Here is a 26126-nt window from a genome sequence, read left to right as displayed (position 1 = left end):
TAATAGTTTGTAAATGTATTAAAATCCTAGCTTACTGAGTTATGTCCATATTCTGTACTTCAAAGTTCATCCTAGCCGGAAGCAAATATGCTCTTTTGAATATTCGCTGTCCTTTCTCGTAGATGAGAAAATTCTTAAACCCGCTGCCAAGGCCATCAAAATTTTCTTTTAAAATGTAGTACAAAGGGCGGATCATGGGATATCTGGATCTATAAATGTTTGCTTGATAAGGTTTTACGTAAGGACCATCGGTACACTTGCGGCATTCGATGGAAGCAATTTTAACTTTTTTTAAGAAACTCGCTTGCTCGGAATCTTCCGGATTTCCGATCCAACTCACTCCAATTAAACCCACTGCATCGTTATGCTCGCTAATATAATTGATTACGGCGTTACTATTTTCGGCACCAACGATACTGGGGCCAATTTTTTCCCCATTCAGAAGAGTGTCGCGCACGAAACGAACCGCCGAAGTAGCCGTTTTGCCATCGAGCATCATTTTGTAAGGGTAGCCACTGGTTCCTTTGGCAATGGAACGCACGTCTTGCATGGTGAAAAGCGAGTCTTTAGACTGATTGTTCACGATCAGGGCCAGTGCATCATAGGCCATTACTCCAAATGGAGGATTGTAGGTAAGGGTATCTTTTAGAATTTTCTGTTCTTCGGGAGAAAGGCCGCGGGTTACAATGATCATGCGGATACTGTCTACATTTAAATCGCGGAAGCAGTCGGCCTCCGATTTGTAGTGTACGATGATCTTTGCCTCCGGGTGTTGCGACTCGAAAACCTGAATCTGAGAATCTACAATGGGTTGGAAACTGGCATCGGCGCTGATGTGGATCACGCCTGAAGTGAGCGTTTCTTGGGGTTTTTGCGTGGCATTGCCCGCGCAGGATTGAAGGAGCAATCCGGCAAGCAAACCCATCCCAAGAATCAAGTTCCAACTGTATCTCAACAAAAACATATTACTCTTCATCTTTAAAATAGTCTTTTTGGAAACCGCGGTAAATTCTAAACCCACCGTAGAGGAGGTTCAGGCCCGCGATGCTGTACAAAAAAACAGGCTCCAAATCAACTACCATTTGTAATTTCTTGGAAAACAAAAACACCAATCCAAAACCGGCAATAATAGCGCCCATCCCGAAGTCCATGATGGATCTGCGGGTCATATAGGCTCTCTTTTTTCTTCCTTCAGATGTTTCCACTTTTCGGCAGTTTTAACAATTCGGGCAAGTTAAGTTATTTAAATTAAAATCCCCCTGACCAAACCGATGTAGTTTGAAATTTTACATCAGTGGCAGGGGGCGTGATTATTCAACAGGAACTTCCACTATTACCGGAATGGTGTAATACACATTTACGTTTTTTCCATTTTGTAGTCCGGGTTTCCAATCTTGCATTTTTCCCACTACGCGAACCACTTCATTGTCAAACTTTTGTTGACCACCACTTTTTGTAATTTGAATGCCTTCAACTTTACCGGTTTTTCCAACAATGAACTTGCAACGTATTTCTATGCGTGCTCCGGGCTCCATATCATCAAAATCGAAACGCAGGTTACGTTGAAGAAAGCGTCTCAAGGCAGCTTCACCTCCCGGATATTCGGGCATTATTTCCGAGCGCTCTAGAATACTGGGAGCAGCAGGTTCGTCGGGCACAACCAGAGCGGCAGGTGGAACATCAACCGGACCGGGATTCACTACCGTGGAGGCAGGAGGCCCGTCAACAGTAGTGGTGCTAATCTGTACATCTTTATTCAAATCATCAACTGTTGGAGGCGGTACATCCACTATTTTCGAAATAACGGGCGTTGTATATTGTATTGAAGCTGCCTTGGTTTGGGGCTTGGGAAGCTCCTCTTTGGGCGGTTCTACCAAATGTTCGCTCAATTGTAAATCGGGAGGAATGGTAACTGTGGTTGCATTCACAAATTTTTGATTCTTGGGCATCAACTGAAACCCAACAAACAATAGGGTGAGCAACAACATTCCGGAGAGGGCGATGTACATGCGTTTATCATACTCACGTCGAAGAACATACGCTCCGTATTCTTTGTTTCTTCCTTCAAATACTATGTCCAATACATCGGCTTTTAAAATTGATTCGGGTTTCATCTTGCAATGATTTATTGGTTAGAAAAGATGAAACATGCGCAGGTCTCAATAGTTAGATGCAGGGAGTGGGGGGATTCCATAAGTGGAGGTTAGTTTTTAGGCTTTAGGTGTTAGGCATTAGGCCGTTCTTGATAGATGAGATGTCTATCACTTCGTAGTGAATTGGTATTCGATTTTATACTCGAAGCGAGAGCATTGATCGTGTGCCGAAAACAGCCCAAAGCCAAAAGCCTAAGGCCTAAAACCCAAGGCCCAATACCAAAAACTTACCTACCTTTGCCCCATGAAAATTCTCATGGTTTGCCTCGGTAATATTTGCCGTTCACCCCTAGCGGAGGGGATCTTGCAAAAAAGGGCCTGGGAGGCGGGATTGAACTGGAGTGTGGAAAGTGCGGGAACCAATGGATTCCATAATGGAGAGGCCCCGCATCGCTTGTCACAAAAAGTGGCCCAACTCCATGGAATTGACATCAGCAAGCAACGTTCGAGAAGAATTCAAAACGAAGATTACGAGCAATTCGACTTGATCTACGCAATGGCACCCGATGTAATAGACGACATGAAACGCTTGGCGAAAAAAACGTATCAAGCAGAAAAAGTGAAACTCTTATTACATGAATTAAATCCTCAGGAAGACCTCGAAGTTCCCGACCCCTACTATGGAGGAGAAGAAGGATACCACGAAGTATTTGAATTGATAGACCGGGCCTGTGATCAAATCATCAAAAAATACGGATCACGTTAATGCCTACCCTAAATAAAGAATTCAGAACGCACTATGGCAAAAGTAACAGTATCACTACCTCAAGGCACCCGCGATTTTGGTCCGGATGTAGTTCGCAAACGCAGTTATATCATCAATACCATCAAAGAAGTTTTTGAGAAGTACGGATTTCAACCTTTGGAAACTCCGGCGATGGAGAATCTGGAAACCTTGATGGGAAAGTACGGAGAAGAAGGAGACAAACTGATCTTCAAAATTCTCAATAACGGATTGAATGATCCGAAAAATCAAGAGAAGGGTAAAGTTGCTTTTGAAAAAGTTTTACAAGGCAAAAACGACCCAAACTTAACAGAACGTGCTTTGCGTTACGACCTCACCATTCCGTTCGCTCGGTACGTGGCCATGAACCATGCGCAATTGACTTTTCCTTTCAAACGCTATCAAGTGCAGCCGGTATGGCGCGCCGATCGCCCACAGAAAGGGCGCTACCGCGAATTCTACCAATGCGATGCCGATGTGGTGGGTTCGAAATCTCTTTTAAATGAGATGGAATTGACCCTTATTTACCACGATGTTTTTACCAAACTAGGAATGAAAGGGTATGAAATTCGACTTAACTCTCGAAAAATCCTCGCCGCTTTAGCAGCTGCCTGTGGTGGAGAAAACTTCATGGTGCCTATTACAGTAGCCATCGATAAATTGGATAAAATAGGTCTTGAAAAAGTAAAAGAAGAATTGACCTCCAGTGGATTGAATGCAGATCAAATTCTGAAAATTGAGCAATACCTTCAAATTGAGGGCGATAATGCCACAAGATTGGCTGCTTTAGAATCTTTACTCGGTAATGAAGCATTGGCCAAAGCAGGATTGGAGGAATTGAGAACGGTTTTGAATGGAGTAGGAAGTACCAGCGGATTGAATGTTTTGATTGATTTTACCCTGGCTCGCGGTCTTAATTACTATACCGGAATCATCTTTGAAGTGAAAGCTCCTGCCGAAGTGAAAATGGGCAGTATTGGAGGTGGTGGCCGTTACGATGATTTAACAGGCCTCTTTGGTGTAACCGGAATTCCGGGTGTAGGTATCAGTTTTGGTCTCGACCGCATTTACGACGTTTTGGAAGAACTAAACCTCTTCCCCAATACGGTGGCTTTGGGCACCCAAGTTCTTTTTTTCAATACCGGTGAGGCCAGCCAAACCGCCAATTTTACCCAGTTACAGCAGTTAAGAAGCAGAGGAATTCGAGCTGAATTGTACCATGAATCCGTTAAATTCGATAAACAGTTCAAATACGCCGAAAAAAAGAACATTCCCTTTGTAATAATAATTGGTGAAACGGAACTAATAGCAGGGACTTGTGTGGTGAAAGATTTGAAAAATCGTACCCAAATCACGGTTTCATTGGCAGAACTCGAAAAATATTCATTTATTTGACCCGAAATACAATTACCATTAACCATTTTATGAAACGTAATTCCTTATTACTCGGCATGCTCGCGATGGGCCTGCTAATTCTTAGTGCTTGCGGCAGCAAATCAACAAAAATAGCCGTTCCGAAAGATGCGATGTTCGTAATGCACATCAACTCTAAAAGTCTTTCCGGCAAACTCAGCTGGGATGAAATCAAAAAAAGCGAATTCTTCCAAAAAGGATTTGATAAAACAACCGACAGCTTTGCCAAACAACTGATGGAAAATCCTGCCAGTTCCGGTATGAATACCGACGGCGATTTCTATGTGTTTGTGAAGAAACAAGGCAAAGGCGGATATGCCGGCGTTAGCGGTGGTGTAAAAGATGCAGCCGCTTTTGAAAAGTTTGTTGCGAAAATCACCAACAACGCAGCAGTTGGCAAAACCGGTTCTTACAAATCGGCCAACATTACAAATGGACCTGCTATTGTTTGGGGTAATGAGCAATTCTCTATCATTAACGATGTTCCACTAGGAGCCATGAATGGCATGTCGGGTTTTGGTGGCGGAATGAGCGAACTGTACAAGTTTCCTACAGATAGTTTAAAAGTTTTTGGTCAGGTTACACTTGACCTCAGTGGAGATGCAAGTATTGGCAGCGATAAACGTTTCAATGAAATGCTCACAACAGTAGGTGACATGCATTTCTGGATCAGTGGTGAACAATACTTGAACGGAATAGCTGGTAGCATGTTAGGAATGATGAAAATCAACGATATTCTTCAAGGCAATATTTCAACAGCTACGTTGAACTTTGAAAATGGTAAAATTACAGTGGTTTCAAAAGGATATGTGAACGAGAAATTAGCTGACCTAGCCAAGAAGTATCCTTCAAAACCAATTTCCGATGATTTGTACAACCGCATTCCTTCAACCAATGTAGCTGCGGCATTTGCTTTCAACTATCCTCCTGAAGGATTGAAAGAATTCATCAAACTTATGGGCGTAGATGGCTTGGCTAATGGCTTCCTCGATAAAGCAGGTTACAGCATCGATGAGTTTGTAAAAGCAAACAAAGGAGACATTTTAGTAGCAGTTACCGATTTCGCGGTAAAAAGTGAAACCAAAACCATTGGTGGTGGCGACGGAATGGAGCCGTATACTTATACCAACAAAACTCCTGATGCCAAGTATTTGTTTGCCGCTTCTATCAACGATAGAGCTGCATTCGATAAATTGATTGTTACCCTACAAGGTCAACTTGGTGAAGCGGGTTCAATTCCAGGCATCAATTATCAATTGGATAAGAACTGGTTTGTTGCCGGAAACGATCAAACATATAATACGAAATTCCTTGGTGGGGCTTCTACCAAACAAGCTTGGGCGGAACAATTGAAAGGTGCAACGGGAGGTGGATTCGTTGATATTCAAAAATTCATCAAAGGTGGCAAAGAAGCCGTTACAGACAGCTTGAGCATGGAAAGCCTGGTGATTTCTGAAAAATTCTGGCAAGACATTTTCTTTAAATCAGAAGGTTTTAAAGACGGTGCATCTCAAGGTTATTTTGAAATCAATTTAATCGACAAAACCACCAACAGTTTAAAACAGTTGAACACCTACTTAAACAAATTGGCAGCTGTTGAAGAAAAGCGTAAAGCGTCTTACTCTATGTACGATGGCAATGCAGTAATATCAGACACTGCAGTGGTGGCGCCACCGGCAGTCGAAAATAAATAACGAATATTTTCCTTCATAAAAAACCCCGCAAATGCGGGGTTTTTTAAATTGCAGCTATGAGTTTACGCATACAAGAATTATGGCCCGTTTACTTCACTGAAGCGCATCAACGCGCTTCACAAATTTGGAAGCAAGATATACGTTTTGAGAAGGGCAGCCGTGTTCACATTGTAGCCCCATCGGGAAGTGGCAAAACATCCTTGATCCATTTTCTTTACGGTACCCGTTCCAGCTATACCGGAAGCATTCAGTTGAATGAATTCAATATCACGGGTATGAAGCCGGCTCAAAAAGCAGTCATACGAGAAAAGCAACTGAGCGTGGTATTTCAGGACCTACGGCTGTTCCCTACCCTCAGTGTATATGAGAATATTAATATCAAACGCCAACTCAATCCCTATCATTCCGAAGACATGATTCCGGTAATGGTTGAACGTTTGGGCATTACTCACAAGCTACATCAATTGTGCAGCACTTGCTCTTATGGAGAACAACAACGAGTAGCCATCATAAGGTCATTGATGCAACCTTTTGATTTTATTTTACTGGATGAGCCTTTTAGTCATCTCGACAAAGAGAACTCCCAAAAAGCGCTCGATTTAATTTTAGAAGAAGCGGATAAAAGAGGCGCCGGCGTTTTGCTCGCAGATCTTGAAGAGCTACCGATTTTTCCGTACCAAGCATTGTATCATCTTTAAAAGTAGACTGTGGCTGTATCATTTAAACCCATCAAGAAATTATTACATACCGGCTCCTCGCCTGTGAGTCGCTGGTTTTCCTATATTGGTTTGGGCATTGGCGTGTTGTTACTCTTAACATCGGTTCAAATGTATTTGAACGTACAGTTCTTGTTAGGAGAAGAAAGTGTTCAGAAAAATGGATTCGACTATATAGCGGTGCGCAAAGACATTACCAATGAAACCATGGGTAATTTGGAGAAGAACTTATTTTCGGAAGCCGACCTGCAAGAAATAAAAAAGCAGTCATTTGTTGCCGACGCTGCTCCCCTACTCGCCAATAACTTCCGCATTCAAATTAGTGGCGGAGACATGATTCCTTTCATGAGTGATTTTTTCATTGAAGCATTGGATAAAAATTTCATAGATACGGTTCCTCCCGATTTCAGTTGGCAGGAAGGCCAAGAAGAAATTCCATTGATTGTTGCTTCCGATTTTCTGGAAATTTTCAACGTGTTTGCACCAGGTTATGGTTTGCCGCAATTATCGGAAGAAACAGTAACCTCTCTTCGAGTATTGGTGATTTGTTATGGTCCTGATGGTAGTAGACACACCTACCGTGGTCGGATCGTTGCGCTAAGTGATCGAATCAATTCAATATTGGTACCAACTGAATTCTTAAATTGGGCCAATACCCAATTCTCTTCCACAAAAAATGAAACGCGCGCTTCGAGAGTATATATTAAAACAAAGGATGCCAACAATCCGGCTTTTCTTCAATACTTGAATGAAAAGCACTATGAAGTAAATAAAGACAAAACCAAATTCGGTAGGGTGAAAGCCATTTTACAAGCGATCTTCAGCGGGCTGGGTTTATTTGGTTTGCTGGTGGTATTGCTTGCATTGTTATTGTTCTCATTCTATTTGCGTTTACTAATTGCTAACAGTAAAAACAACCTGCAATTATTATTGACTTTGGGATATGCACCCGATTGGTTGAGTAGAAAAGTGACGCTGCAGTTTTTACCTGTTTATATAATTGTTATTCTCTTTGCACTGCTAGGTACAGAGGGAATTCAATACTATTTCTATAGTCACATGCTCACTTCAAAATCGAGCTTATCAATTCTTTTACATCCTATTGTAATTGGCGTTGCAGGCGCGTTATTACTCCTCGCTTTGGTCACCAATTTTAGAATGGTGAGGAAGTTGATGTATCGGATGAATGAGGAAATTTGAGAACCAATTAAGAATTAAGAAGTAAGAATTAATAATTGAACAGCCGTGGTAATTAATAATTAATAAGTAATAATTAATAATTAGAACGGCCGGCAGTCAGGTTGATTGAGTATCGGAGGTTAATCTGGGAAAATCTTTTTTGACCACAGATTTGAAACAGCGGATTTGCTCAGATTAGAGGCTAAAGTTCAATTAGTCTGATCGAATACTCAACCCCTAATCAGTGTCAATCTGTTCTAATTTGTGTTATCAGTGGTCAAAAAACTAGCTCTCTTATTCAATTCAGTCTTAAACATTTTTCAATCAGATGACTCAACCGCAACGTAACAAAGCCCTTCGACTAGGCCTACGGCCTGCTCAGGGACCTCGCAAAGGCGCGCAACGAAATCCTTAGCGACTTCTCTGCGCTCTTCGCGGGCTCTGCGGTGAACCCCATTATTAATTATTAATTCTCAATTATTAATTATTTTGTTTTTTCCCACACAATCGCCGCTCCCTGTCCTACTCCAACACACATGGTAGTGAGTCCGTAACGAAGATCTCGGCGTTGGAACTCATGCAATAAAGTGGTTGCAATTCGAACACCACTGCATCCGAGAGGATGCCCAATAGCGATCGATCCACCGTTTACATTGATCTTTTCTAAGTCGAGCCCTAGGTCGTGAATACAAGCGATCGATTGAGAAGCAAAGGCTTCGTTCAATTCAATCAAGTCGAGATCATCAACGCTTAGTGAAGCTCTTTGCAAGGCTTTACGAGTGGCAGGTACCGGTCCAATTCCCATAATAGAAGGATCTACGCCTGCAACCGCCATTGATTTTATTTTCGAGATGGGGCGTAGGTTGTATTTTTCAACCGCCTCAGCAGATGCCAAAAGCATGGCTGCCGCACCGTCATTAATAGAAGAAGAATTTCCAGCAGTCACAGTTCCATCCTTTACAAAAGCCGGACGCAGTGTTGCCAACTTATCCATTGATGTTTTACGGGGTTGCTCGTCGGCCTCAAAGAATATTTTTTCATCTTTCCCACCCAATACTTCGATCTTCACAATTTCATCCAAGAATTTTTGCTTCTCATAAGCTGCGAAGTATTTATTCTGACTTTCCAATGCAAATTCATCTTGCGCATGTCGGCTTATATTCCATTGTTTGGCAACATTCTCAGCTGTTTCACCCATACTATAAGGATAGTACATCTCAGCCAATCTTTTATTTGTGAACCTCCAACCAATGGTTGTATCGAATACTTCCGGTGTGCGGTTCCAAGGAGAAGATGATTTCGCCATTACGAATGGAGCTCTTGTCATACTCTCTACGCCACAGGCAATCATCAAATCGCCATCACCACATTGAATAGCACGAGCAGCATCCATAATGGCCTGCAAACCCGATGCACACAAACGATTCACGGTGTTACCGGGAACGGTAACAGGCAACCCTGCCAAAAGAACTGCCATTCGAGCTATGTCACGGTTGTCTTCACCAGCTTGATTGGTAGCACCGGCAATTACATCTTCAATAGCAGCGGGGTCTACTCCGGGGTTTCTGAACAACAATGATTTGATACAAGTAGCCAGCAAATCGTCGGGGCGAATGGTACTCAAAGCACCACCGTATTTACCAATAGGAGTTCTAACAGCGTCTATCACAAATACTTCTTTCATATGCAAGGGATTTTTCCGGGTCAAATATCTATAAAGTCTACCGAATTCAAAACGAATTCATAATCAATGGAAAAGGAGCAAAATTAGGGGGACGACGGGGATTTCGTATCTTTGCACGATGTCTATAGCTAAAGGAAAGAATATCAGGGAGTTATCCAAGGATGAATTGATTCATTTATTCGATACCATGGGTGAGAAGAAATTCCGCGCCCAACAGGTATACGAATGGCTATGGCAGAAACATGCGTTGAGTTTTGCCGATATGACCAACTTAAGCAAAGACCTTCGCCAAAAATTAGGAGAACAATTCAGTTTACCCGCATTAACGGTGGATGCCACTCAATACAGTGCCGATGGCACCGTTAAATCGCGTTTCAAAACATATGATGGTCATGCAGTTGAAGGAGTATTGATTCCTACCGACGATCGCAAAACAGCCTGTGTTTCTTCTCAAATTGGTTGCAGTTTAAGTTGCAAGTTTTGCGCAACCGGCTATATGGACCGTAAGCGCAATTTGAATTTTGATGAGATCTACGATGAAGTAGTGTTGATCAACCAGCAAAGTGAACGCGTTTACGAGAAGAAACTGAGCAATATTGTATTTATGGGCATGGGTGAACCCTTGCTGAATTATAAAAACGTGATGAGGGCCATTGAGCGCATTACATCGCCCGATGGATTAGGAATGAGCCCGAGAAGAATCACTGTATCAACAGCCGGAGTAGCGAAGCAAATTCGTCAACTGGGTGATGATCAAGTGAAATTCAAATTGGCACTAAGTTTACATGCGGCCAACGATGCCAAAAGAAATGAGATCATGCCGATCAATGATACCAACAATATTAAAACGTTGATCGATGCGTTGAACTATTTCTACAAACAAACAGGAAACGAAATCACGTTTGAATACATCCTGTTTAAAAACTTCAATGACAGCATCAAAGATGCGGAAGAGTTGATGAAGATTTACCGCCAAGTTCCTGCCGACTTGATCAACATCATTGAATACAACCCAATCGACAACGCTGATTTCCAGAAACCCGATGAAAAAACGGTTCAGCAGTTCATGAACTTTTTGGAGAAGAATCGCGTGAATGTTCGTTTGAGAAGAAGCAGAGGAAAAGACATCGATGCAGCCTGTGGTCAATTGGCCAATAAAGAAGGCGCTCTATAATACAATCTATATTTTATTCATTACTGTTGTAAAACAGCAAATTCACTACAATGGCAGAAGGTTTCAAAAAATTTATTGAAAAGAAAGAAAACGGTGCGAAAAAGAAAGAACGCATTCGTCAGGAAAAGAAAAAACTCCGTCAGGAGACCAAAGAATATTTTGAGCAGAAGAAAGCAGCTGCGAGAGAATTGAGAGCGCAAGGAGGGATAAATAGGAACGAGGAACGAGGAAGGAGGAACGAGGAGAGAGGAGGAAACAGGAGTGAGGAGCGCGGAACGAGGAACGAGGAAAGAGGAGGAAAGAGGAGCGATGAGCGAGGAACGAAGAGAGAAGAAAGAGGAACGAGGGGGCCGGTGAAGCCTGCGCTTCGAATTGAAAAAGCGGGTAAGAAAGAAGAAGTAGAGAATTTGAAGGAATCGACCATGGTGGGTATGATGCCTTTGAATAAATTCATTGCACACGCGGGAATTTGTTCAAGAAGAGATGCGGCTGATGTTGTAAAGACCGGAAAAGTTACGGTGAATGGAAAAGTGATCACTGAACCGGGATTTAAGATCGGACAAAAAGATGAGGTAAAAGTTCAAGGCAAAAAGATCACTGCAAGAAGAAATCTGGTTTACATCTTACTCAATAAACCAAAGGATTACATCACTACTACCGAAGATCCACAGGGAAGAAAAACAGTATTGGACTTAATAAAATCAGCTACTTCCGAGCGCGTATATCCAATTGGACGATTGGATAGAAATACAACAGGAGTGCTGTTGCTCACCAATGACGGAGAGTTGGCGCAAAAACTCTCACATCCAAGTTATGAAGTAAGAAAGATTTACGAAGTAACCTTGGATAAGCAGTTGACGAAAAAAGACTTTGATGCCATTCTATCGGGTGTTACATTAGAAGATGGGTTTATTCAACCCGATGTACTCGCCTATCCCGACGCTAAAAACAAACACATTATTGGTGTAGAAATTCACAGTGGTAAGAATCGAATTGTGCGTCGCATATTTGAGCATTTAGGATACGATGTAAAAGGATTGGACAGAGTGATGTATGCGAACCTCACCAAAAAGAACGTAGAGCGCGGAAAGTGGAGATTCTTATCGGAAAAAGAAGTGCGCTTATTGAAATTCCTGAATGCTTCTTATAAGAAAAAGCCCAAGCAATAAATACCATGAGTCAGTCATTGAAACCAGCCTATATTCCTCAAGCATGGGAAACGGTTGATTGCCCCTTTTGCGGATCAGCAGATCGCACCTTGTATGAAAAATTCGGTAGCGAAATGCAATACAGCTATGTTACTTGCGGAAACTGCAAATTGATCTATCAATCGCCTCGTCCGGTTTACAATCAACATTTTATTGATGCAGCATACGCAGATTATTATCAGTATTCCGATTCACTTACCATCAACGACTTTGCGGCAGTAAAAGAATCGGGAGTAAAAATGTTCCAGGAAGAAATGGACCATTTAATGAAGTACGATCAAAAGAGAACGGCGGTGTTGGATATCGGCTCCGGTATGGGAACTTTTCTGTATGCCGCAAAACCTTATTATAAAGAAGCAGTTGGATTGGATGTGAGTGAAAAAATGGCTGCTTTTGTAAAAGAGCAATTAGGGGTAAATGTGATCGTTCAACAGTTTGAGCATTTTGAATATCCGAGGAAATTCTCGTTGATACACATGAGTCACGTTATTGAACACATCCCCGACCCCAATGGTTGGTTGCAAAAAGCAGCTACACATTTAGAAGAGGACGGCATATTAGTAGTTAATGTACCCAATAAGCGTTCCCTCAGTTTTGTAGCACAGCACTTATGGTACAAGTTAGGATTGAAAAAGCAATTTGCAAGCGATTGGAATGATCCTAGCAGAACACCCGATCATTTGTTTGAACCGGTGATTCCTGCTATGAAATATGTGATTGAGAAAAATGGGTTGGAAATTTTAGAATACTTCACTTATAGTAGAAAAGATCCGAGTTCCACTAAGTCATGGTTCTCCAGATTCATGAACCGTACTTTGAAAGTGGGATCTAATTTGAGTTTTATCACTCGGGTAAAAAAATAAGGACATGAAGCCGGTAGTTTTGTTTGAGAATGACGACATGATTGTTTTAAACAAACCGAGTGGTTTGTTAAGCATACCCGATAGAGAAGGGAAAGAAATTTCTCTTAAAGTAATGCTCCAAGAAGCTTTTGGTCAAATTTTTACGGTTCACCGTTTAGATAAAGACACTAGTGGAGCAATTGTGTTCGCTAAAAACGAAGCAGCACATAAATTTCTATCGGAAGCTTTTGAGAACAGAACAGTGGAGAAATACTATATTGGTATTGTGATGGGCGAACCGGCAGAGGATCAAAAAACCATGGATGGTCCTATTATGGAACATCCGGCCAAGAAAGGACAGATGATGGTGCACCAGCGTGGTAAGGCCTCGCTTACAGACTATGAAGTGGTAGAACGTCTCAAGAAATTCACGTTGGTAAAATTTCAATTACATACGGGAAGAACGCATCAGATACGCGTTCATATGGCCAATGAAGGACATCCCATTCTGGTAGATCCTTTGTATGGCGATGGTGCTCCTATCCTACTCTCTACTTACAAGAAAAAATTTAAACTCTCGAAGGATCTCGAAAATGAGCGCCCCATTATGGGTAGACTGGCACTGCATGCCTCAGAATTAAAACTACCACTATTGTCGGGCGAAACCATTGAAATCATTGCGCCACTCCCAAAAGAGTTCAGTGCATTTTTGAATCAGTTTCGGAAACTATATTCAAAATAACGAGCCTAAAACTCGGAAACTAGAATTGCTGTAGTTGAAATCAAATGTCAGCAAAAGCAATTCAAACTGAGGTACAATACAACTTCCAAATTTGATAATTCACTAACAACATTTTAAGAAAGAGTACCTAAACGATCGACTTTAAACGCCCGATTAGCTTGCTTTGCACTTACACCATAGTGCCGCATTTCATCTTCAATATTTATAGAATGGAAGTGATCGGTGTAATCGATTACTTGAGTAATCAAATGCAAGAACAGGTTCTACTGATTTCAGTAATACCTATCTAATTTTCTCCTACATTATTTATGTGAAAAGAAAGGAGCCAAAATACGGTGCGAGCATTCCGTTAAATCAAATAACTGAACAAATCAGCGTCCTTATTGATCTCCGTATAGTTTACTTGAAATTTCTTCATATTTGAGAGAAGAACCTGATAGTCATCCGGGTTTTTAAGCTCTATACCTACCAATGCAGGCCCGGTTTCTTTACTATGCTTTTGCATGTATTCGAATCGAATGATATCATCACCGGGGCCTAGTACATGGTTAACAAATTCTTTCAAAGCGCCGGGGCGTTGCGCAAATCGAATGAGGAAATAATGCTTCAGCCCTTCATATTGCAAGCTGCGTTCTTTGATCTCTTGCATTCTATCGATATCGTTGTTGCTACCGCTTACTACACACACTACATTCTTTCCAATGATACGATCGGAATAGTAATCGAGTGCCGCAATACTCAGCGCACCTGCCGGTTCTGCTACAATGGCATCTTCACTGTAAAGCTTCAATATAGTAGTGCATACTTTTCCCTCTGGAATCAAAAGCATATCGTCGAGAACTTCTTTACACAAGGGAAAATTCAAGGTTCCTACGCGTTTTACAGCCGCACCATCAACAAAACGATCGATAGACTCTAGCGTAGTTGGTTCTCCTTTTTCAAGCGCCGTTTTCATACTAGGTGCTCCTTCCGGTTCAACACCTACAATGAAAATTGATGGATCCTGTGATTTCAAATAGGTTCCAACGCCTGCCGATAATCCGCCTCCACCAACCGGTACAAATAGAAAATCAAAAGAAGGCAATTCTTCCAATATCTCCACTCCTACTGTTCCTTGCCCTTCAATGATCTTTAGATCATCGAATGGGGGAATAAAGGTTAGATCGTGCGCCTCAGTATATTCTTTGGCTGCATGAGCGCAATCATCAAACGTGTCACCCTTTAAAATCACTTCAACCCAACCCTCGCCATGCATCTTGGTTTGAGTAATTTTCTGATTTGGTGTTATCACGGGCATGAAGATGACACCCTTCACTTGCAATCGCTTGCAACTATACGCAAAGCCTTGGGCATGGTTTCCTGCCGAAGCACATACTACACCTTTCGACAGCACAGCCGCATCCATAGTACTCATCATATTATAAGCACCACGCAATTTATAACTACGAACAACCTGCAAGTCTTCTCTTTTTAAGTACACATTACAGTTGTACTTCTTAGATAGATTCAAGTTGAGTTGAAGTGGTGTTTTGTATACGATGGGCGCTAAACGCGCAGCGGCAGCGAGGAAGTCGAAGTGAGAAGATGCCATGGGAGTAATTAATAATTAAGAATTGAAATACACGCGTTGAAATAGTCTGATATTGATAATTCTAGTAAATAGGTTGAACAACATTCTTTGCACTTACTACTGCAAAATTCATCGTTAAGAGCAACAAATATGAAAGTTGGTGGGTTCCCCCATTATTAATTATTAATTATCAATTATTAATTAAAAAAAGGGGCTCCTGAGGTAGGGTACCCCAGGAGCCCCTTAGAGAAGATCCATTATACAATAGCTTCAGACTTCGCAGGCTGGTTTTCAGGACGCAAAGAACGTACTGTTTTACCCGCTTGCCACATCTCGCTTTCACGTAATTCTTTCAATTCTTGCTCTAATTTCTCACGGTAATCAGGTTGAGAGTTAGAGTCAATAGAACGTTGACTTTCCTTACCGGTAGCTACGCTTTCATACAACTCACGGAATACAGGAGCTGTTGCATCACGGAATTTTTTCCACCAATCCAAGGCACCACGTTGAGCGGTTGTAGAACAGTTGGCATACATCCAGTCCATACCGTTTTCAGCTACCAATGGCATCAATGATTGTGTCAATTCTTCCACTGTTTCGTTGAATGCTTCAGAAGGAGTATGTCCTTTATCGCGCAATACTTGGTATTGAGCAGCGAAGATCCCTTGAATAGCACCCATCAAGGTACCGCGTTCACCGGTTAAATCGCTGTATACTTCTTTACGGAAATCTGTTTCAAACAAATAACCACTACCTACTGCAATACCGAGGGCAATAACGCGCTCTTTTGCTTTACCGGTAGCATCTTGGAAAATAGCGTAAGAGCTATTCAATCCACGTCCTTGCAAGAACATACGACGAAGAGAAGTACCTGACCCTTTCGGAGCAACGAGGAATACGTCTACATCTGCAGGAGGAACGATCCCTGTTTGTTCGTTGAAAGTGATACCGAAACCATGTGAGAAATAAAGTGCTTTACCGGTTGTCAAATGCTTTTTAACGGTAGGCCACAAAGCGATTTGAGCCGCATCACTTAATAAATAACAAATGATGGTACCTCTTTCCAAGGCTTCTTCGATTTCGAATAAAGTTTCACCGGGAACAAAACCATCTGCGATTGCTTTATCCCAAGTTTTAGAATTCTTACGTTGACCAACGATTACGTTGATACCATTATCGCGTTGGTTCAAAGCCTGACCAGGTCCTTGAACACCATAACCGATTACTGCTACAGTTTCGTTCTTTAATACTTCTTGTGCTTTTGCTAAAGGGAACTCGTCGCGGGTTACTACATTTTCTTCCACCCCGCCGAAATTTAATTTTGCCATTGCTGAATTGTTTAAAGTGTTTGCTGAATCGTTGATGCTGAATACTCAGCTCTGTGATTGCTTTGGTTAAGTATATTGTTGTTTACATAGAAAATACATGCTCTTGATCACCGAGATATTCGTTCTCGACCACCTCTTCTCCAGGTTCTCTTAATTCGAAATCTCTCAATTTCTTATGGAATCCTTCGCTGTTTTTAATAATGGCTACGCGAGCGCTTCTTACAAATTCTATCAAACCATAGGGCTCCAATACTGTGATCAGTTTGTCTGTTTCGTCGCGATGGCCACTGGTTTCAAAAATGGTATAATCCTTACGAATCAACACCGCTCTTGCTCCATTCTCACGAAGTAAGCGTTCTACTTTTACCTTCTCTGCAATTTCATCGGTAGGCACTTTGTACAAAGCCACTTCTTGCCATACAATTTCATCGTCGGTATTATAGTAGGCTTTCAAAACTTCTACTTGTTTTTCAATTTGACGGCAGAGTTTGCGAACTACTTCTTCTGTTTCGTGAATCACAATTGTAAAACGGTGAACGCTTTCTACTTCACTCGATGAAGTGTTTAAACTTTCGATGTTGATTTTTCTTCTTGAGAACATGATGGCAATGCGTGCGAGCAAGCCAATTTGGTTCTCGGTATAAACGGTTATGGTATATTCCTGTTTGCTCATTGTTTGTTGTTTGAAAGGTGATTAAACTTCATCTGCTCCTAAAACGATTTCCGCTACACCTCTACCTTGAGGCACCATTGGGAATACGTTGTTTTCTTTTCCTACCATCACTTCCAATAAATAACTACCGTCGTGGTCGAGCATCTTCTTCACCGCATCTTTCAGCTCTTCACGCTTTGAAATACGAGCACCTTCGATATAATAGCCTTTCGCTACTTGAACAAAGTCGGGGCTGGTAATGTCTACAAATGAATAACGACGTTCATGGAACAATTGCTGCCATTGACGCACCATACCTAAAAAGCAGTTGTTTAAAATCAAAATTTTCACTGCAGGCTTGAATTGCATGATGGTTCCCAATTCTTGCAAAGTCATTTGAAATCCGCCATCACCAATTACAGCTACTACGGTTCTGTCTGGTGCACCAAATTTTGCACCGATAGCTGCCGGTAAAGCAAAGCCCATGGTACCCAAACCGCCCGAAGTAATATTGCTCTTCGATTGGTTCATGTTGGCGTATCTACAAGCTACCATTTGGTGCTGACCTACGTCCGTTACAATAGCTGCATTCCCTTCTGTGAGTTCATTCAATACTCTGATCACTTCTCCCATCGTCATAATGTCCGATGTTGGATTCAATTCAGGTACCACTACTTTCTGTTGTTCTTTTAGCTTACAGTCTTCGAATTTCTGCAACCATGTAGAATAGGTTTTTTGCTCGATCAATTCTGTAAGAAGGGGCAGCGTTTCTTTACAATCGCCCCATACAGGAACGGTTGCTTTAACGTTTTTATCAATTTCTGCCGGATCAATATCGAGGTGAATTACTTTCGCTTGTTTTGCATATTTATCGAGGCGGCCGGTTACACGGTCGTCGAAACGCATACCAACAGCAATCAATACATCGCATTCATTGGTGAGTAAATTCGGACCATAGTTACCATGCATGCCCAACATACCTACTCCTAGCGGGTGATCGGTTGGAATGGCACTCATTCCCATGATGGTCCAAGCAGCGGGCAATCCCCCTTTCTCAATAAATTTCAAGAATTCATTTTCTGCTTGTCCAAGAATAACCCCTTGTCCAAAAATTACAAAAGGACGTTCAGCTTCGTTGATCAACTTCGCAGCTTCCTGAATGTATTCTTTACGAACAATTGGTTTGGGGCGATAGCTACGGATGTGGTTGCAAGGTTGGTATCCACTAAAAGGCACTTTTTGAATTTGTGCATTTTTGGTGATATCAATTACTACCGGTCCGGGACGACCGCTTTTTGCGATATAGAATGCTTTCGCCAATACCTCTGCAATTTCGCTGGCATCGGTTACTTGATAGTTCCATTTAGTAATAGGTGTTGTGATATTGATCACATCGGTTTCTTGGAAGGCATCGGTACCCAACAAGTGAGCGAATACTTGTCCGGTGATACATACTACCGGTGTACTGTCAATTTGAGCATCGGCCAAACCGGTCACCAAATTGGTAGCGCCGGGTCCGCTGGTTGCGAATACCACACCGCATTTGCCGCTGATGCGCGCAAAGCCTTGTGCAGCATGAATAGCACCTTGTTCGTGACGAACGAGGATGTGCTTCAATTGATCATTATAATCGTACAGTGCATCATAAATGGGCATGATGGCACCACCCGGATAACCAAAGATGGTTTCAACGCCTTCGGCGATCAACGCGCGAAGAACGATTTCAGAGCCGCTGAGTTCCTCAGTCTTCGTCTGTAACGCAGCCTTCTGCGGCTGATTTAACGTGCTTAGCATATTTATAAAGGATTCCTTTTGTTACTTTTAAATTGGGTTGTTTCCATTGTTGCTTGCGCTGTTCTATCACTTCCGGCGCAACTTTCAAGTTGATGGTATTTTTCGTTGCATCGAGTTCAATAATATCGTTGTCTTCTACAATTCCAATTAAACCACCTTCGTGTGCTTCGGGAGTGATGTGACCGACGACGAATCCATGGGTTCCACCACTAAATCGACCATCCGTAATTAATGCAACTGATTTGCCCAATCCTGCTCCAATGATGGCTGATGTTGGTTTCAACATTTCGGGCATTCCCGGAGCGCCTTTCGGTCCAACGTAACGAATCACCACTACGTCGCCGGGTTGTACTCTTTTATTTTCAATACCTGCTATCAATTCTTTTTCACCGTCAAATACGCGCGCAGGTCCTGTAAACTTCTCTCCTTCTTTACCACTGATTTTTGCAACGCTGCCGCCTAAAGCCAAATTACCATAGAGAATCTGCAAGTGGCCGGTAGCTTTGATTGGATTTTCGAGTGGGTAGATGATCTTTTGAGATTCAAAATCCAAATCCGGAACGGTTGCTAAGTTCTCTGCCAATGTTTTTCCGGTAACAGTTAAGCAATCGCCATGCAGCAAACCTTTTTGCAACAAGTACTTCATTACAGAAGGAACACCACCGTGTTCATGTAGATCTTGCATGAGGTATTTACCACTTGGTTTGAAATCGGCCAACACCGGAATGCGATCACTGATAGCCTGGATATCATCCTGTGTTAAAGGAACATCCACACTTTTCGCCATGGCAATGAGGTGTAAAACCGCATTGGTACTACCACCCAAGGTCATGATCACAGTGATCGCGTTTTCGAAAGCCTTGCGTGTCATGATATCTTTTGGTTTGATATCTTTTTCCAACAAGAGACGAATGGCTTTCCCGGCTTCGTCACATTCTTTCTTTTTTTCATCGCTGAGCGCAGGGTTAGAGGAAGAATAGGGCAAGCTCATGCCTAAGGCTTCGATCGCTGAGGCCATTGTATTGGCAGTGTACATACCGCCGCAAGCACCGGCGCCGGGACAACTGTTCATTACGATTCCTTTGAAATCGCCTTCATCGAGTTGACCTGCAATTTTTTGACCGAGTGCTTCAAACGCTGAAACGATGTTCAGGTCTTGTCCTTTATAGTGACCGGGAGCAATGGTTCCGCCGTACACCATTATTGCAGGGCGATTCAATCGTCCCATCGCAATTACAGATCCGGGCATGTTCTTATCGCAACCGGGCAATGCAATCAATGCATCATAATACTGAGCGCCACATACTGCTTCAATACTATCGGCAATAATATCGCGGCTCACCAAAGAATAGCGCATCCCATCGGTACCATTGCTGATACCATCGCTTACGCCAATGGTGTTGAAGATCAATCCTACCAAATCATTCTGCCATACACTCGACTTCACAATTTTGGCAAGGTCGTTCAAGTGCATGTTACACGTATTTCCATCGTAACCCATACTGGCTACACCAACTTGTGCTTTCTTAAGGTCTTCGTCAGTTAAACCAATTCCGTACAACATCGCTTGTGCAGCGGGTTGCGTAGGGTCTTGTGTAATCGTCTTACTGTATTTGTTTAATTCCACGCTCATAATATCAATCTCTTAAACCAGAGCTCCTTGTTTTTCTGTTACCAGATTTTTATAATTCGTTTGAATAACTTTACTAATGGTTCTGTTCCATGGTTTCGGGAACTTATAACTATCAATGCTTTCAAAGCCCACAATTTCAGCAGCAGTTCCGCAGAAAAATGCGGCATCGGCAGACTTTAGCTCTTCCATGGTGCATTGCTTTTCTTCTACCTCCACATCCATTTCTTTGCACAATTCGAGAACGGTAGCACGTGTGATACCGGGTAAAATATTTCCGGTGGAGGGAGTAAATAATTTTCCGTCCTTTTCGAAGAATAAATTGGCACCAGGACCTTCTGCTACAAATCCGTTCATATCGGTTAACAATGCTTCGTCAAAGCCTTTTGATTTGGCTTCTTGACTGGCCATGATAGAATTCACATAGTGACCACTTGCTTTTGCGGTGATCTTAAATCCTTTTGGATTGGGACGTTGAAAAGAAGAGGTCATGATACGAAGCAACTTATCACCCAAGAACGGAGCCATTTCCCAAGCTTGAATGGTGATATGAGAAACTTCGTTTTTAGCGAAGCTCATATTAGCGGGTGCATATACTAACGGTCTAATATAAGCGTCATGAATGCCATTTCTACTTAACACTTCGTAGGTTGCTTTGATCAAAGCTTCTACTTTCCATGGGAAAGGCATGTTCAAGCTTTGAGCGGAATGCTTCAAACGCTCGAAGTGCTCCACTTCTTTGAATATTTTGGTGGTACCTGCTGCAGTTTTATAGGAGCGAATGCCTTCGAAAACAGAATAGCCGTAATGCAAGCTTTGACTGTATAAGTCAACCTTTGCATCTTTCGCTGCAACATATTCCCCGTCGAGGAATAGAATGGTTTGTTCGTTGTAATAGTTTGCCATATTGCCGTAGTTTTTAGTAAGGTTAAAAACAAAAAACCCGCCTCAGTTGGAGGCGGGTTCTATATTTTAGTTGTGTTAATACTAGTTGATACCACCTCCATTGATGAACGGAATGACAATAATAATCACCACCACTACTACGAGTGTGTTGAGGAGATTTTTATTGATCAATTTGTTCATTCTTGAAGGATGTGTTGAGACAAATATACATCCTTCAACTATACAAAGAGCAAAAATTTTTCGAATCGACTTAAATAATGGTCGATTTTCTCAATTCGATATTGTCTTTATGGATCTCACTTGGAATTTTACCTGACACAAAATCGCTGATCAATTCACCGATGGTAGAGGTAAAATAAAAGTTAGTGGGATCAATGTCTTTCGATACAAATCCGTATTTCAGCGTCCACTCTACTCCTTCTCTCACGAGCGCTGCTTCTTCATGCAAACCAAAATGATCGAGCATAAGGGCTGCTGAAAGAATGGAACCAATAGGATTGGCAATGTCTTTTCCGGCTGCTTGTGGATAAGAACCGTGAATAGGCTCGAATAACACAGCGCCTTTGCCAACAGAAGCGGAAGGCAGCATGCCTAAAGATCCGCTCAGCACACTTGCTTCATCGCTGATAATATCGCCAAACATATTCTCAGTAAGTACCACATCAAACTGTTGTGGATTGATGATGATTTGCATGGCGGCATTGTCTACAAATAAAAAGTCCAATGTTACATCGGGAAACTGTGGTGCCATTTCTTTTACCACTTTACGCCAGAGGCGAGACGTTTCGAGTACATTGGCTTTATCTACTAGTGTAAGCTTCTTCTTTCGTTTTTGAGCGTATTGGAAGGCCAGCTTTGCAACGCGTTCAATCTCTTCACGGTTGTAAGTACATTCATCAACCGCGGAGTTTCCATCCTCACTGGTTTCTTTTTTTCCAAAGTAAATACCTCCGGTTAATTCACGGAAGATGATGAAGTCTACATTTTGAATTCTTTCTGCTTTCAACGGACACAAATGTTGCAAGGCAGCATAGGTTGAAATAGGGCGAATGTTAGCGAAGAGTTGCAAGCTTTTGCGAAGTTTCAGCAATCCTTGTTCTGGTCGAACTTTCGCAGTGGGGTCGTTGTCGTATTTGGGATCACCAATGGCGCCGAATAAAACTGCGTCGCTGTTTAAGCAAGCTTCGATGGTTTCATCGGGCAAAGGGGTGCCGGTTTGGTCGATGGCAATAGCCCCCATCAAATGATACTTGTATTCGAAATGATGATTGAATTGTTGGGCAACGGCATTCAACACACGAATCGCCTGTTTGGTCACTTCCGGACCAATCCCATCTCCCTCAATTACTGTAATCAGTTTTTCCATGTGTTATTTATGTTGAGTGACTCTCTTTAGGTTAAAATGCGTGGTGAAGAATCACCACGCCAAACAAAAACTACGCTTATGAGAAACGTTCTCTTTATGAAGCTAATAGTGCTTCCGGCTTGTATTGAGTAGCCATCTCCGTCAAATCGGCATCCTGCACTTCTTTCTTGGAATCGGCTACTTTTAAAAATGTTTCATAGAGCACATCAATATCATTTCTATTGAATTGATAGCCCAGTTTCTGGAAGCGGTGCGCGAGGGCACTTCTTCCTGAACGTGCGGTAAGGACAATTTTGGAACCTTCGGCTCCTACTTCATCTGGGTTGATGATTTCATAAGTAGATGCATCTTTCAAGAATCCATCTTGGTGAATACCTGATGAATGCGAGAAAGCATTGGCCCCAACAATAGCTTTGTTTGGCTGAACAGGCATGCGCATCGTATCGCTTACTAGGCGACTCATTGGATTCAGCATTTCTGCTTTTATGTTGGTATAGAAATTCAGTTGTTTGTGTTGTTTGATGATCATCACTACTTCTTCGAGTGAAGTATTACCGGCACGCTCACCCAATCCATTTATGGTACACTCAATTTGGCGGGCACCTGCAATAATACCGGCGATTGAGTTAGCCGTAGCCAAGCCCAAGTCGTTATGACAATGGCAGCTCAATACTGCTTTATCGATATTGGAAACATTATTTCTCAGATATGCGATCTTCTCTCCGTATTGGTGAGGCAAACAATATCCTGTAGTGTCGGGGATGTTCACTGTTGTAGCACCGGCAGCGATAACCGCCTCTACCACGCGAGCGAGGTATTCGTTATCGGTTCTTCCCGCGTCTTCAGCGTAGAATTCTACGTCATCGGTGTAGTTACGAGCCCAGGTAACGCATTGCTTGGCGCGTTCTAAGATCTCTTCACGGGTTGAATTAAATTTAGACTTAATATGGAAATCGGAAGTGCCGATTCCTGTATGAATACGCTTGCGGGCGGCAGGTTTCAAGGCTTCGCCGGCAGCTTCAATATCTTTCTGCACTGCACGGCTAAGTCCGCAAACAGTAGCGTTTTTGATGGTTTCGGCAATTTTTCGAACGCTTTCGAAGTCGCCGGGGCTAGAAATAGGAAAACCGGCCTCTAGGATATCAACTCCCAGATGTTCCAGTTGAAGGGCCAATTCGATTTTTTCTTTGGTATTGAGTTTACAACCCGGGACCTGTTCCCCATCGCGGAGGGTTGTGTCGAAAATGAAGATTTTGTTAGCTGACATAAAGCAATTTTGAACTGAAAATGATACAAAAAAAGCAGGCTGCTTTTTTTGTTGCTTGCTATAAAACCAAAAAACAACCTGCTTCTTCGAAGATATTTTCAAATGGCGGCGCTGCGAAATCAAAAATGCCTTTACTTTACAGAGTTTAACAAGTGATTCAATTGTTAAAATGCACGACTGACAAGGATTTTACCGATATTTGATTACGATGCCCAATAGATCAACAGACCCGCTATTTTTACTGATAAAATCCCTCGAAAAGGCCGAAAAGCGCAATTTCAAGCTCTATATCAAGCGCCATTCGGGAGGGGAAGACCTGAAAATGGTACAACTCTTTGATGCTCTGGACAAAATGGAGGAGTACGATGAAGAAATCTTGCTCTCAAAACATACGGCCATTCGTAAGCAACAACTTTCTAATTTGAAGGCCCATTTGTACCGTCAGTTGCTCACCAGCCTCCGACTCATCAAAAACGACACGAATATTGACCTTCAGTTACATGAACAAATGGACTTTGCCAGGATTCTTTACAACAAAGGGCTCTATTTGCAGAGTTTGAAAGTGCTCGACAAGTTGAAAGAAATGGCAAAAGAACATTCTCAATTCACCTATTTGCAACAGGCCATCTTCTTCGAAAAGAAAATAGAAACACTTTTTATTACTCGAAGTATGCAAGACCGGGCTTTGCAATTAAGCAAAGAATCGGAGGAAGTATCGCAGAAGGTGACATTGATCTCTCAATTATCGAACCTCGCACTCGAATTGTATAGTTGGTATATTTTGAATGGTCATGCCCGCAATGAAAAAGACGTGGCCATTGTGAATGCTTTTTTTGAAAAACATTTTCCTGATAAAGCGCGTCAAGTAAGCGGTTTTTACGAGCAATTGTACTTGTACCAAAGCTATTGTTGGCTTGCTTTTATCAAACAAGATTTTAAGCAGTATTATAGACATACACAGAAATGGGTGGACCTATTTCAGCAATATCCTGATATGATTGATATTGAAACAGGTCACTACATCAAAGGCATGCACAACTTGCTGGGCGCGCATTTCGACTTACAGAACTACGCCAAGTTCAACGAGGTGTTACAACAGTTTGAAGCCTTTGAAGAAAGCAAAACAGTGCAATGCAATGATAACAATCGAATGTTGCTATTTGTGTACTTGAGTTTGGCAAGAATTAACAAGCATTTCAATGAAGGAACTTTTAGTGAAGGCATTCAATTAGTACCCCAAATTGAAGAGCAATTAACAGAATACGAACTGTATTTGGATCGTCACCGTATTTTGGTGTTCTATTATAAATTTGCTTCTCTATACTTTGGAAGTGGAGACTACGGAACTACCATTGACTATTTGAACAAGATCATCAACTGGAAGATGGACCTGCGGACTGATTTGCAGTGTTATTCAAGACTTCTGCATTTGATCGCGCATTATGAATTGGGGAATTTTGAATTATTGGAATTCTTGTTTAAATCGGTCTATCGTTTCATGGCGAAGATGGACAGTTTGAGTATAGTGGAAGAAGAGATCTTTAAATTCTTGAGGAGATCGTTCAGTTTGTCGCCAAGATCACTGCAACCCGAATTCCAAAAATTATTGGAGAAATTGAAGAAGCAGGAACGGAATCAATTTGAAACTAGGGCATTTGTGTATTTGGATATTATATCGTGGTTAGAAAGCAAGATCAATGGAGAGCCGGTACAGGGGGTTATTAGGAGGAAGTATTTGGAGAAAGTGGGGGAATAGGTGTTAGGTGTTAGGCTTTAGTCATTAGGCTTTAGGTGTTAGGCATTAGGCTTTTTTTGACCACAGATAGCCCAGATTAAAGCTGCAGATTATCACAGATTTGCTCTTGTTATTCGAATAGATTGACGATTCAAGAACACTCTAATCTAAAGAATAATTTGTATTTGAATCTGTGCATACTATGGTTATACAGAAGAGGCCTTTGCGACAGCTCTGCGGGCTTTGCGATCTCCGCGGTGAATTATCAATCAACAAAGCTGCATAAAACTCAATAACACAACATTTGATTTAAAGATTACCTCTTATAATTCCTTCATCCTTCCGCAAA

22 protein-coding genes are annotated in these 26126 nt (G+C 42.0%); 10 read left to right on the top strand and 12 right to left on the bottom strand.

Features of this window, described 5'->3' with window-relative positions; all coding sequences use genetic code 11:
* Positions 1–31: 31 nt before the first annotated feature.
* The 3 genes from ACQ2HE_RS11280 to ACQ2HE_RS11270 form a co-directional block, all read right to left on the bottom strand.
* On the bottom strand, positions 32–964 hold the full coding sequence (locus ACQ2HE_RS11280; protein WP_430902446.1) for a PstS family phosphate ABC transporter substrate-binding protein: 933 nt from the start codon (positions 962–964) through the stop codon (positions 32–34).
* Position 965: 1 nt separating this feature from the next.
* The gene (locus ACQ2HE_RS11275) at positions 966–1205 is read right to left on the bottom strand and encodes a hypothetical protein (protein ID WP_430899431.1); all 240 of its coding nucleotides are present in this window, start codon (positions 1203–1205) and stop codon (positions 966–968) included.
* A 105-nt stretch (positions 1206–1310) separates the two neighbouring features.
* Positions 1311–2114, bottom strand: a complete 804-nt coding sequence (locus ACQ2HE_RS11270; RefSeq protein ID WP_430899433.1) for an energy transducer TonB — start codon at positions 2112–2114, stop codon at positions 1311–1313.
* Positions 2115–2397: 283 nt separating this feature from the next.
* Between ACQ2HE_RS11270 and ACQ2HE_RS11265 the strand changes: the two genes are divergently transcribed.
* From ACQ2HE_RS11265 to ACQ2HE_RS11245, 5 genes are read left to right on the top strand one after another with little or no spacing between them, the layout of a single operon-like run.
* Positions 2398–2859, top strand: a complete 462-nt coding sequence (locus ACQ2HE_RS11265; RefSeq protein ID WP_430899435.1) for a low molecular weight protein-tyrosine-phosphatase — start codon at positions 2398–2400, stop codon at positions 2857–2859.
* A gap of 33 nt (positions 2860–2892) precedes the next feature.
* Positions 2893–4272, top strand: coding sequence for a histidine--tRNA ligase (gene hisS / locus ACQ2HE_RS11260; protein ID WP_430899437.1), 1380 nt, complete (start codon positions 2893–2895; stop codon positions 4270–4272).
* 29 nt (positions 4273–4301) lie between these two features.
* Positions 4302–5984 carry a DUF4836 family protein gene (locus tag ACQ2HE_RS11255; RefSeq protein WP_430899438.1) on the top strand — a complete coding sequence of 561 codons (1683 nt, stop codon included), beginning with the start codon at positions 4302–4304 and terminating at the stop codon, positions 5982–5984.
* A 56-nt stretch (positions 5985–6040) separates the two neighbouring features.
* Complete coding sequence (locus tag ACQ2HE_RS11250; protein WP_430899440.1) at positions 6041–6682, top strand: ATP-binding cassette domain-containing protein; 642 nt, start codon at positions 6041–6043, stop codon at positions 6680–6682.
* Positions 6683–6691: 9 nt separating this feature from the next.
* Positions 6692–7900, top strand: a complete 1209-nt coding sequence (locus ACQ2HE_RS11245) for an FtsX-like permease family protein (RefSeq protein WP_430899442.1) — start codon at positions 6692–6694, stop codon at positions 7898–7900.
* A 463-nt stretch (positions 7901–8363) separates the two neighbouring features.
* On the opposite strand, the gene ACQ2HE_RS11240 is transcribed toward ACQ2HE_RS11245, so the two are convergent.
* A complete protein-coding gene (locus ACQ2HE_RS11240) occupies positions 8364–9563 on the bottom strand; it encodes a thiolase family protein (RefSeq protein ID WP_430899444.1) in 1200 nt (399 codons plus the stop codon).
* A 118-nt stretch (positions 9564–9681) separates the two neighbouring features.
* Between ACQ2HE_RS11240 and rlmN the strand changes: the two genes are divergently transcribed.
* Genes rlmN through ACQ2HE_RS11220 form a run of 4 tightly spaced genes read left to right on the top strand, consistent with a single transcriptional unit; the run spans position 9682 to position 13529 of the window.
* Entirely contained in the window at positions 9682–10737 is a 1056-nt protein-coding gene (rlmN, locus tag ACQ2HE_RS11235; RefSeq protein ID WP_430899446.1) for a dual-specificity RNA methyltransferase RlmN, read from the top strand.
* Between the two features lie 50 nt (positions 10738–10787).
* Positions 10788–11906 carry a pseudouridine synthase gene (locus ACQ2HE_RS11230; RefSeq protein WP_430899448.1) on the top strand — a complete coding sequence of 373 codons (1119 nt, stop codon included), beginning with the start codon at positions 10788–10790 and terminating at the stop codon, positions 11904–11906.
* Positions 11907–11911: 5 nt separating this feature from the next.
* Positions 11912–12808, top strand: coding sequence for a methyltransferase domain-containing protein (locus ACQ2HE_RS11225; RefSeq protein WP_430899450.1), 897 nt, complete (start codon positions 11912–11914; stop codon positions 12806–12808).
* A 4-nt stretch (positions 12809–12812) separates the two neighbouring features.
* On the top strand, positions 12813–13529 hold the full coding sequence (locus ACQ2HE_RS11220; protein ID WP_430899452.1) for an RluA family pseudouridine synthase: 717 nt from the start codon (positions 12813–12815) through the stop codon (positions 13527–13529).
* 349 nt (positions 13530–13878) lie between these two features.
* On the opposite strand, the gene ilvA is transcribed toward ACQ2HE_RS11220, so the two are convergent.
* The 8 genes from ilvA to ACQ2HE_RS11180 form a co-directional block, all read right to left on the bottom strand.
* Positions 13879–15120, bottom strand: a complete 1242-nt coding sequence (gene ilvA, locus ACQ2HE_RS11215) for a threonine ammonia-lyase (RefSeq protein WP_430899454.1) — start codon at positions 15118–15120, stop codon at positions 13879–13881.
* A gap of 236 nt (positions 15121–15356) precedes the next feature.
* A complete protein-coding gene (gene ilvC / locus ACQ2HE_RS11210; RefSeq protein ID WP_430899456.1) occupies positions 15357–16427 on the bottom strand; it encodes a ketol-acid reductoisomerase in 1071 nt (356 codons plus the stop codon).
* Positions 16428–16509: 82 nt separating this feature from the next.
* Positions 16510–17100: an acetolactate synthase small subunit gene (gene ilvN / locus ACQ2HE_RS11205; protein ID WP_430899458.1), complete on the bottom strand. Its 591-nt coding sequence runs from the start codon at positions 17098–17100 to the stop codon at positions 16510–16512.
* A 21-nt stretch (positions 17101–17121) separates the two neighbouring features.
* Complete coding sequence (ilvB, locus tag ACQ2HE_RS11200) at positions 17122–18873, bottom strand: biosynthetic-type acetolactate synthase large subunit (RefSeq protein ID WP_430899460.1); 1752 nt, start codon at positions 18871–18873, stop codon at positions 17122–17124.
* Positions 18821–20506, bottom strand: coding sequence for a dihydroxy-acid dehydratase (gene ilvD, locus ACQ2HE_RS11195; protein WP_430899462.1), 1686 nt, complete (start codon positions 20504–20506; stop codon positions 18821–18823). The genes ilvB and ilvD overlap by 53 nt, the downstream gene beginning before the upstream one ends.
* A gap of 12 nt (positions 20507–20518) precedes the next feature.
* A complete protein-coding gene (locus ACQ2HE_RS11190; RefSeq protein WP_430899464.1) occupies positions 20519–21409 on the bottom strand; it encodes a branched-chain amino acid transaminase in 891 nt (296 codons plus the stop codon).
* Between the two features lie 250 nt (positions 21410–21659).
* Positions 21660–22775, bottom strand: coding sequence for a 3-isopropylmalate dehydrogenase (gene leuB / locus ACQ2HE_RS11185; protein ID WP_430899466.1), 1116 nt, complete (start codon positions 22773–22775; stop codon positions 21660–21662).
* Positions 22776–22869: 94 nt separating this feature from the next.
* A complete protein-coding gene (locus ACQ2HE_RS11180; protein ID WP_430899468.1) occupies positions 22870–24042 on the bottom strand; it encodes a 2-isopropylmalate synthase in 1173 nt (390 codons plus the stop codon).
* A gap of 208 nt (positions 24043–24250) precedes the next feature.
* Here ACQ2HE_RS11180 and ACQ2HE_RS11175 point away from each other — a divergent pair, with 208 nt between their 5' ends.
* Complete coding sequence (locus tag ACQ2HE_RS11175) at positions 24251–25798, top strand: hypothetical protein (RefSeq protein WP_430899471.1); 1548 nt, start codon at positions 24251–24253, stop codon at positions 25796–25798.
* Positions 25799–26126 lie beyond the last annotated feature (328 nt).

This window comes from Endoryza foliicola (assembly GCF_050589245.1).
Taxonomy (GTDB): domain Bacteria; phylum Bacteroidota; class Bacteroidia; order Chitinophagales; family Chitinophagaceae; genus Endoryza; species Endoryza foliicola.
This window is presented reverse-complemented; position numbering and strand designations above follow the sequence as displayed.

Excerpts from the sequence above, each read along its gene's own strand:
- ACQ2HE_RS11225 (WP_430899450.1), top strand. The coding sequence starts at position 11,912 with ATGAGTCAGTCATTGAAACCAGCCTATATTCCTCAAGCATGGGAAACG.
- ACQ2HE_RS11270 (WP_430899433.1), bottom strand. The coding sequence starts at position 2,114 with ATGAAACCCGAATCAATTTTAAAAGCCGATGTATTGGACATAGTATTT.
- ilvN (WP_430899458.1), bottom strand. The coding sequence starts at position 17,100 with ATGAGCAAACAGGAATATACCATAACCGTTTATACCGAGAACCAAATT.
- ACQ2HE_RS11190 (WP_430899464.1), bottom strand. The coding sequence starts at position 21,409 with ATGGCAAACTATTACAACGAACAAACCATTCTATTCCTCGACGGGGAA.
- ACQ2HE_RS11250 (WP_430899440.1), top strand. The coding sequence starts at position 6,041 with ATGAGTTTACGCATACAAGAATTATGGCCCGTTTACTTCACTGAAGCG.
- leuB (WP_430899466.1), bottom strand. The coding sequence starts at position 22,775 with ATGGAAAAACTGATTACAGTAATTGAGGGAGATGGGATTGGTCCGGAA.
- ACQ2HE_RS11240 (WP_430899444.1), bottom strand. The coding sequence starts at position 9,563 with ATGAAAGAAGTATTTGTGATAGACGCTGTTAGAACTCCTATTGGTAAA.
- ACQ2HE_RS11180 (WP_430899468.1), bottom strand. The coding sequence starts at position 24,042 with ATGTCAGCTAACAAAATCTTCATTTTCGACACAACCCTCCGCGATGGG.
- ilvC (WP_430899456.1), bottom strand. The coding sequence starts at position 16,427 with ATGGCAAAATTAAATTTCGGCGGGGTGGAAGAAAATGTAGTAACCCGC.
- ilvB (WP_430899460.1), bottom strand. The coding sequence starts at position 18,873 with ATGCTAAGCACGTTAAATCAGCCGCAGAAGGCTGCGTTACAGACGAAG.
- ACQ2HE_RS11175 (WP_430899471.1), top strand. The coding sequence starts at position 24,251 with ATGCCCAATAGATCAACAGACCCGCTATTTTTACTGATAAAATCCCTC.
- ACQ2HE_RS11230 (WP_430899448.1), top strand. The coding sequence starts at position 10,788 with ATGGCAGAAGGTTTCAAAAAATTTATTGAAAAGAAAGAAAACGGTGCG.
- ACQ2HE_RS11255 (WP_430899438.1), top strand. The coding sequence starts at position 4,302 with ATGAAACGTAATTCCTTATTACTCGGCATGCTCGCGATGGGCCTGCTA.
- ACQ2HE_RS11220 (WP_430899452.1), top strand. The coding sequence starts at position 12,813 with ATGAAGCCGGTAGTTTTGTTTGAGAATGACGACATGATTGTTTTAAAC.
- ilvD (WP_430899462.1), bottom strand. The coding sequence starts at position 20,506 with ATGAGCGTGGAATTAAACAAATACAGTAAGACGATTACACAAGACCCT.
- ACQ2HE_RS11280 (WP_430902446.1), bottom strand. The coding sequence starts at position 964 with ATGTTTTTGTTGAGATACAGTTGGAACTTGATTCTTGGGATGGGTTTG.
- ilvA (WP_430899454.1), bottom strand. The coding sequence starts at position 15,120 with ATGGCATCTTCTCACTTCGACTTCCTCGCTGCCGCTGCGCGTTTAGCG.
- ACQ2HE_RS11265 (WP_430899435.1), top strand. The coding sequence starts at position 2,398 with ATGAAAATTCTCATGGTTTGCCTCGGTAATATTTGCCGTTCACCCCTA.
- hisS (WP_430899437.1), top strand. The coding sequence starts at position 2,893 with ATGGCAAAAGTAACAGTATCACTACCTCAAGGCACCCGCGATTTTGGT.
- rlmN (WP_430899446.1), top strand. The coding sequence starts at position 9,682 with ATGTCTATAGCTAAAGGAAAGAATATCAGGGAGTTATCCAAGGATGAA.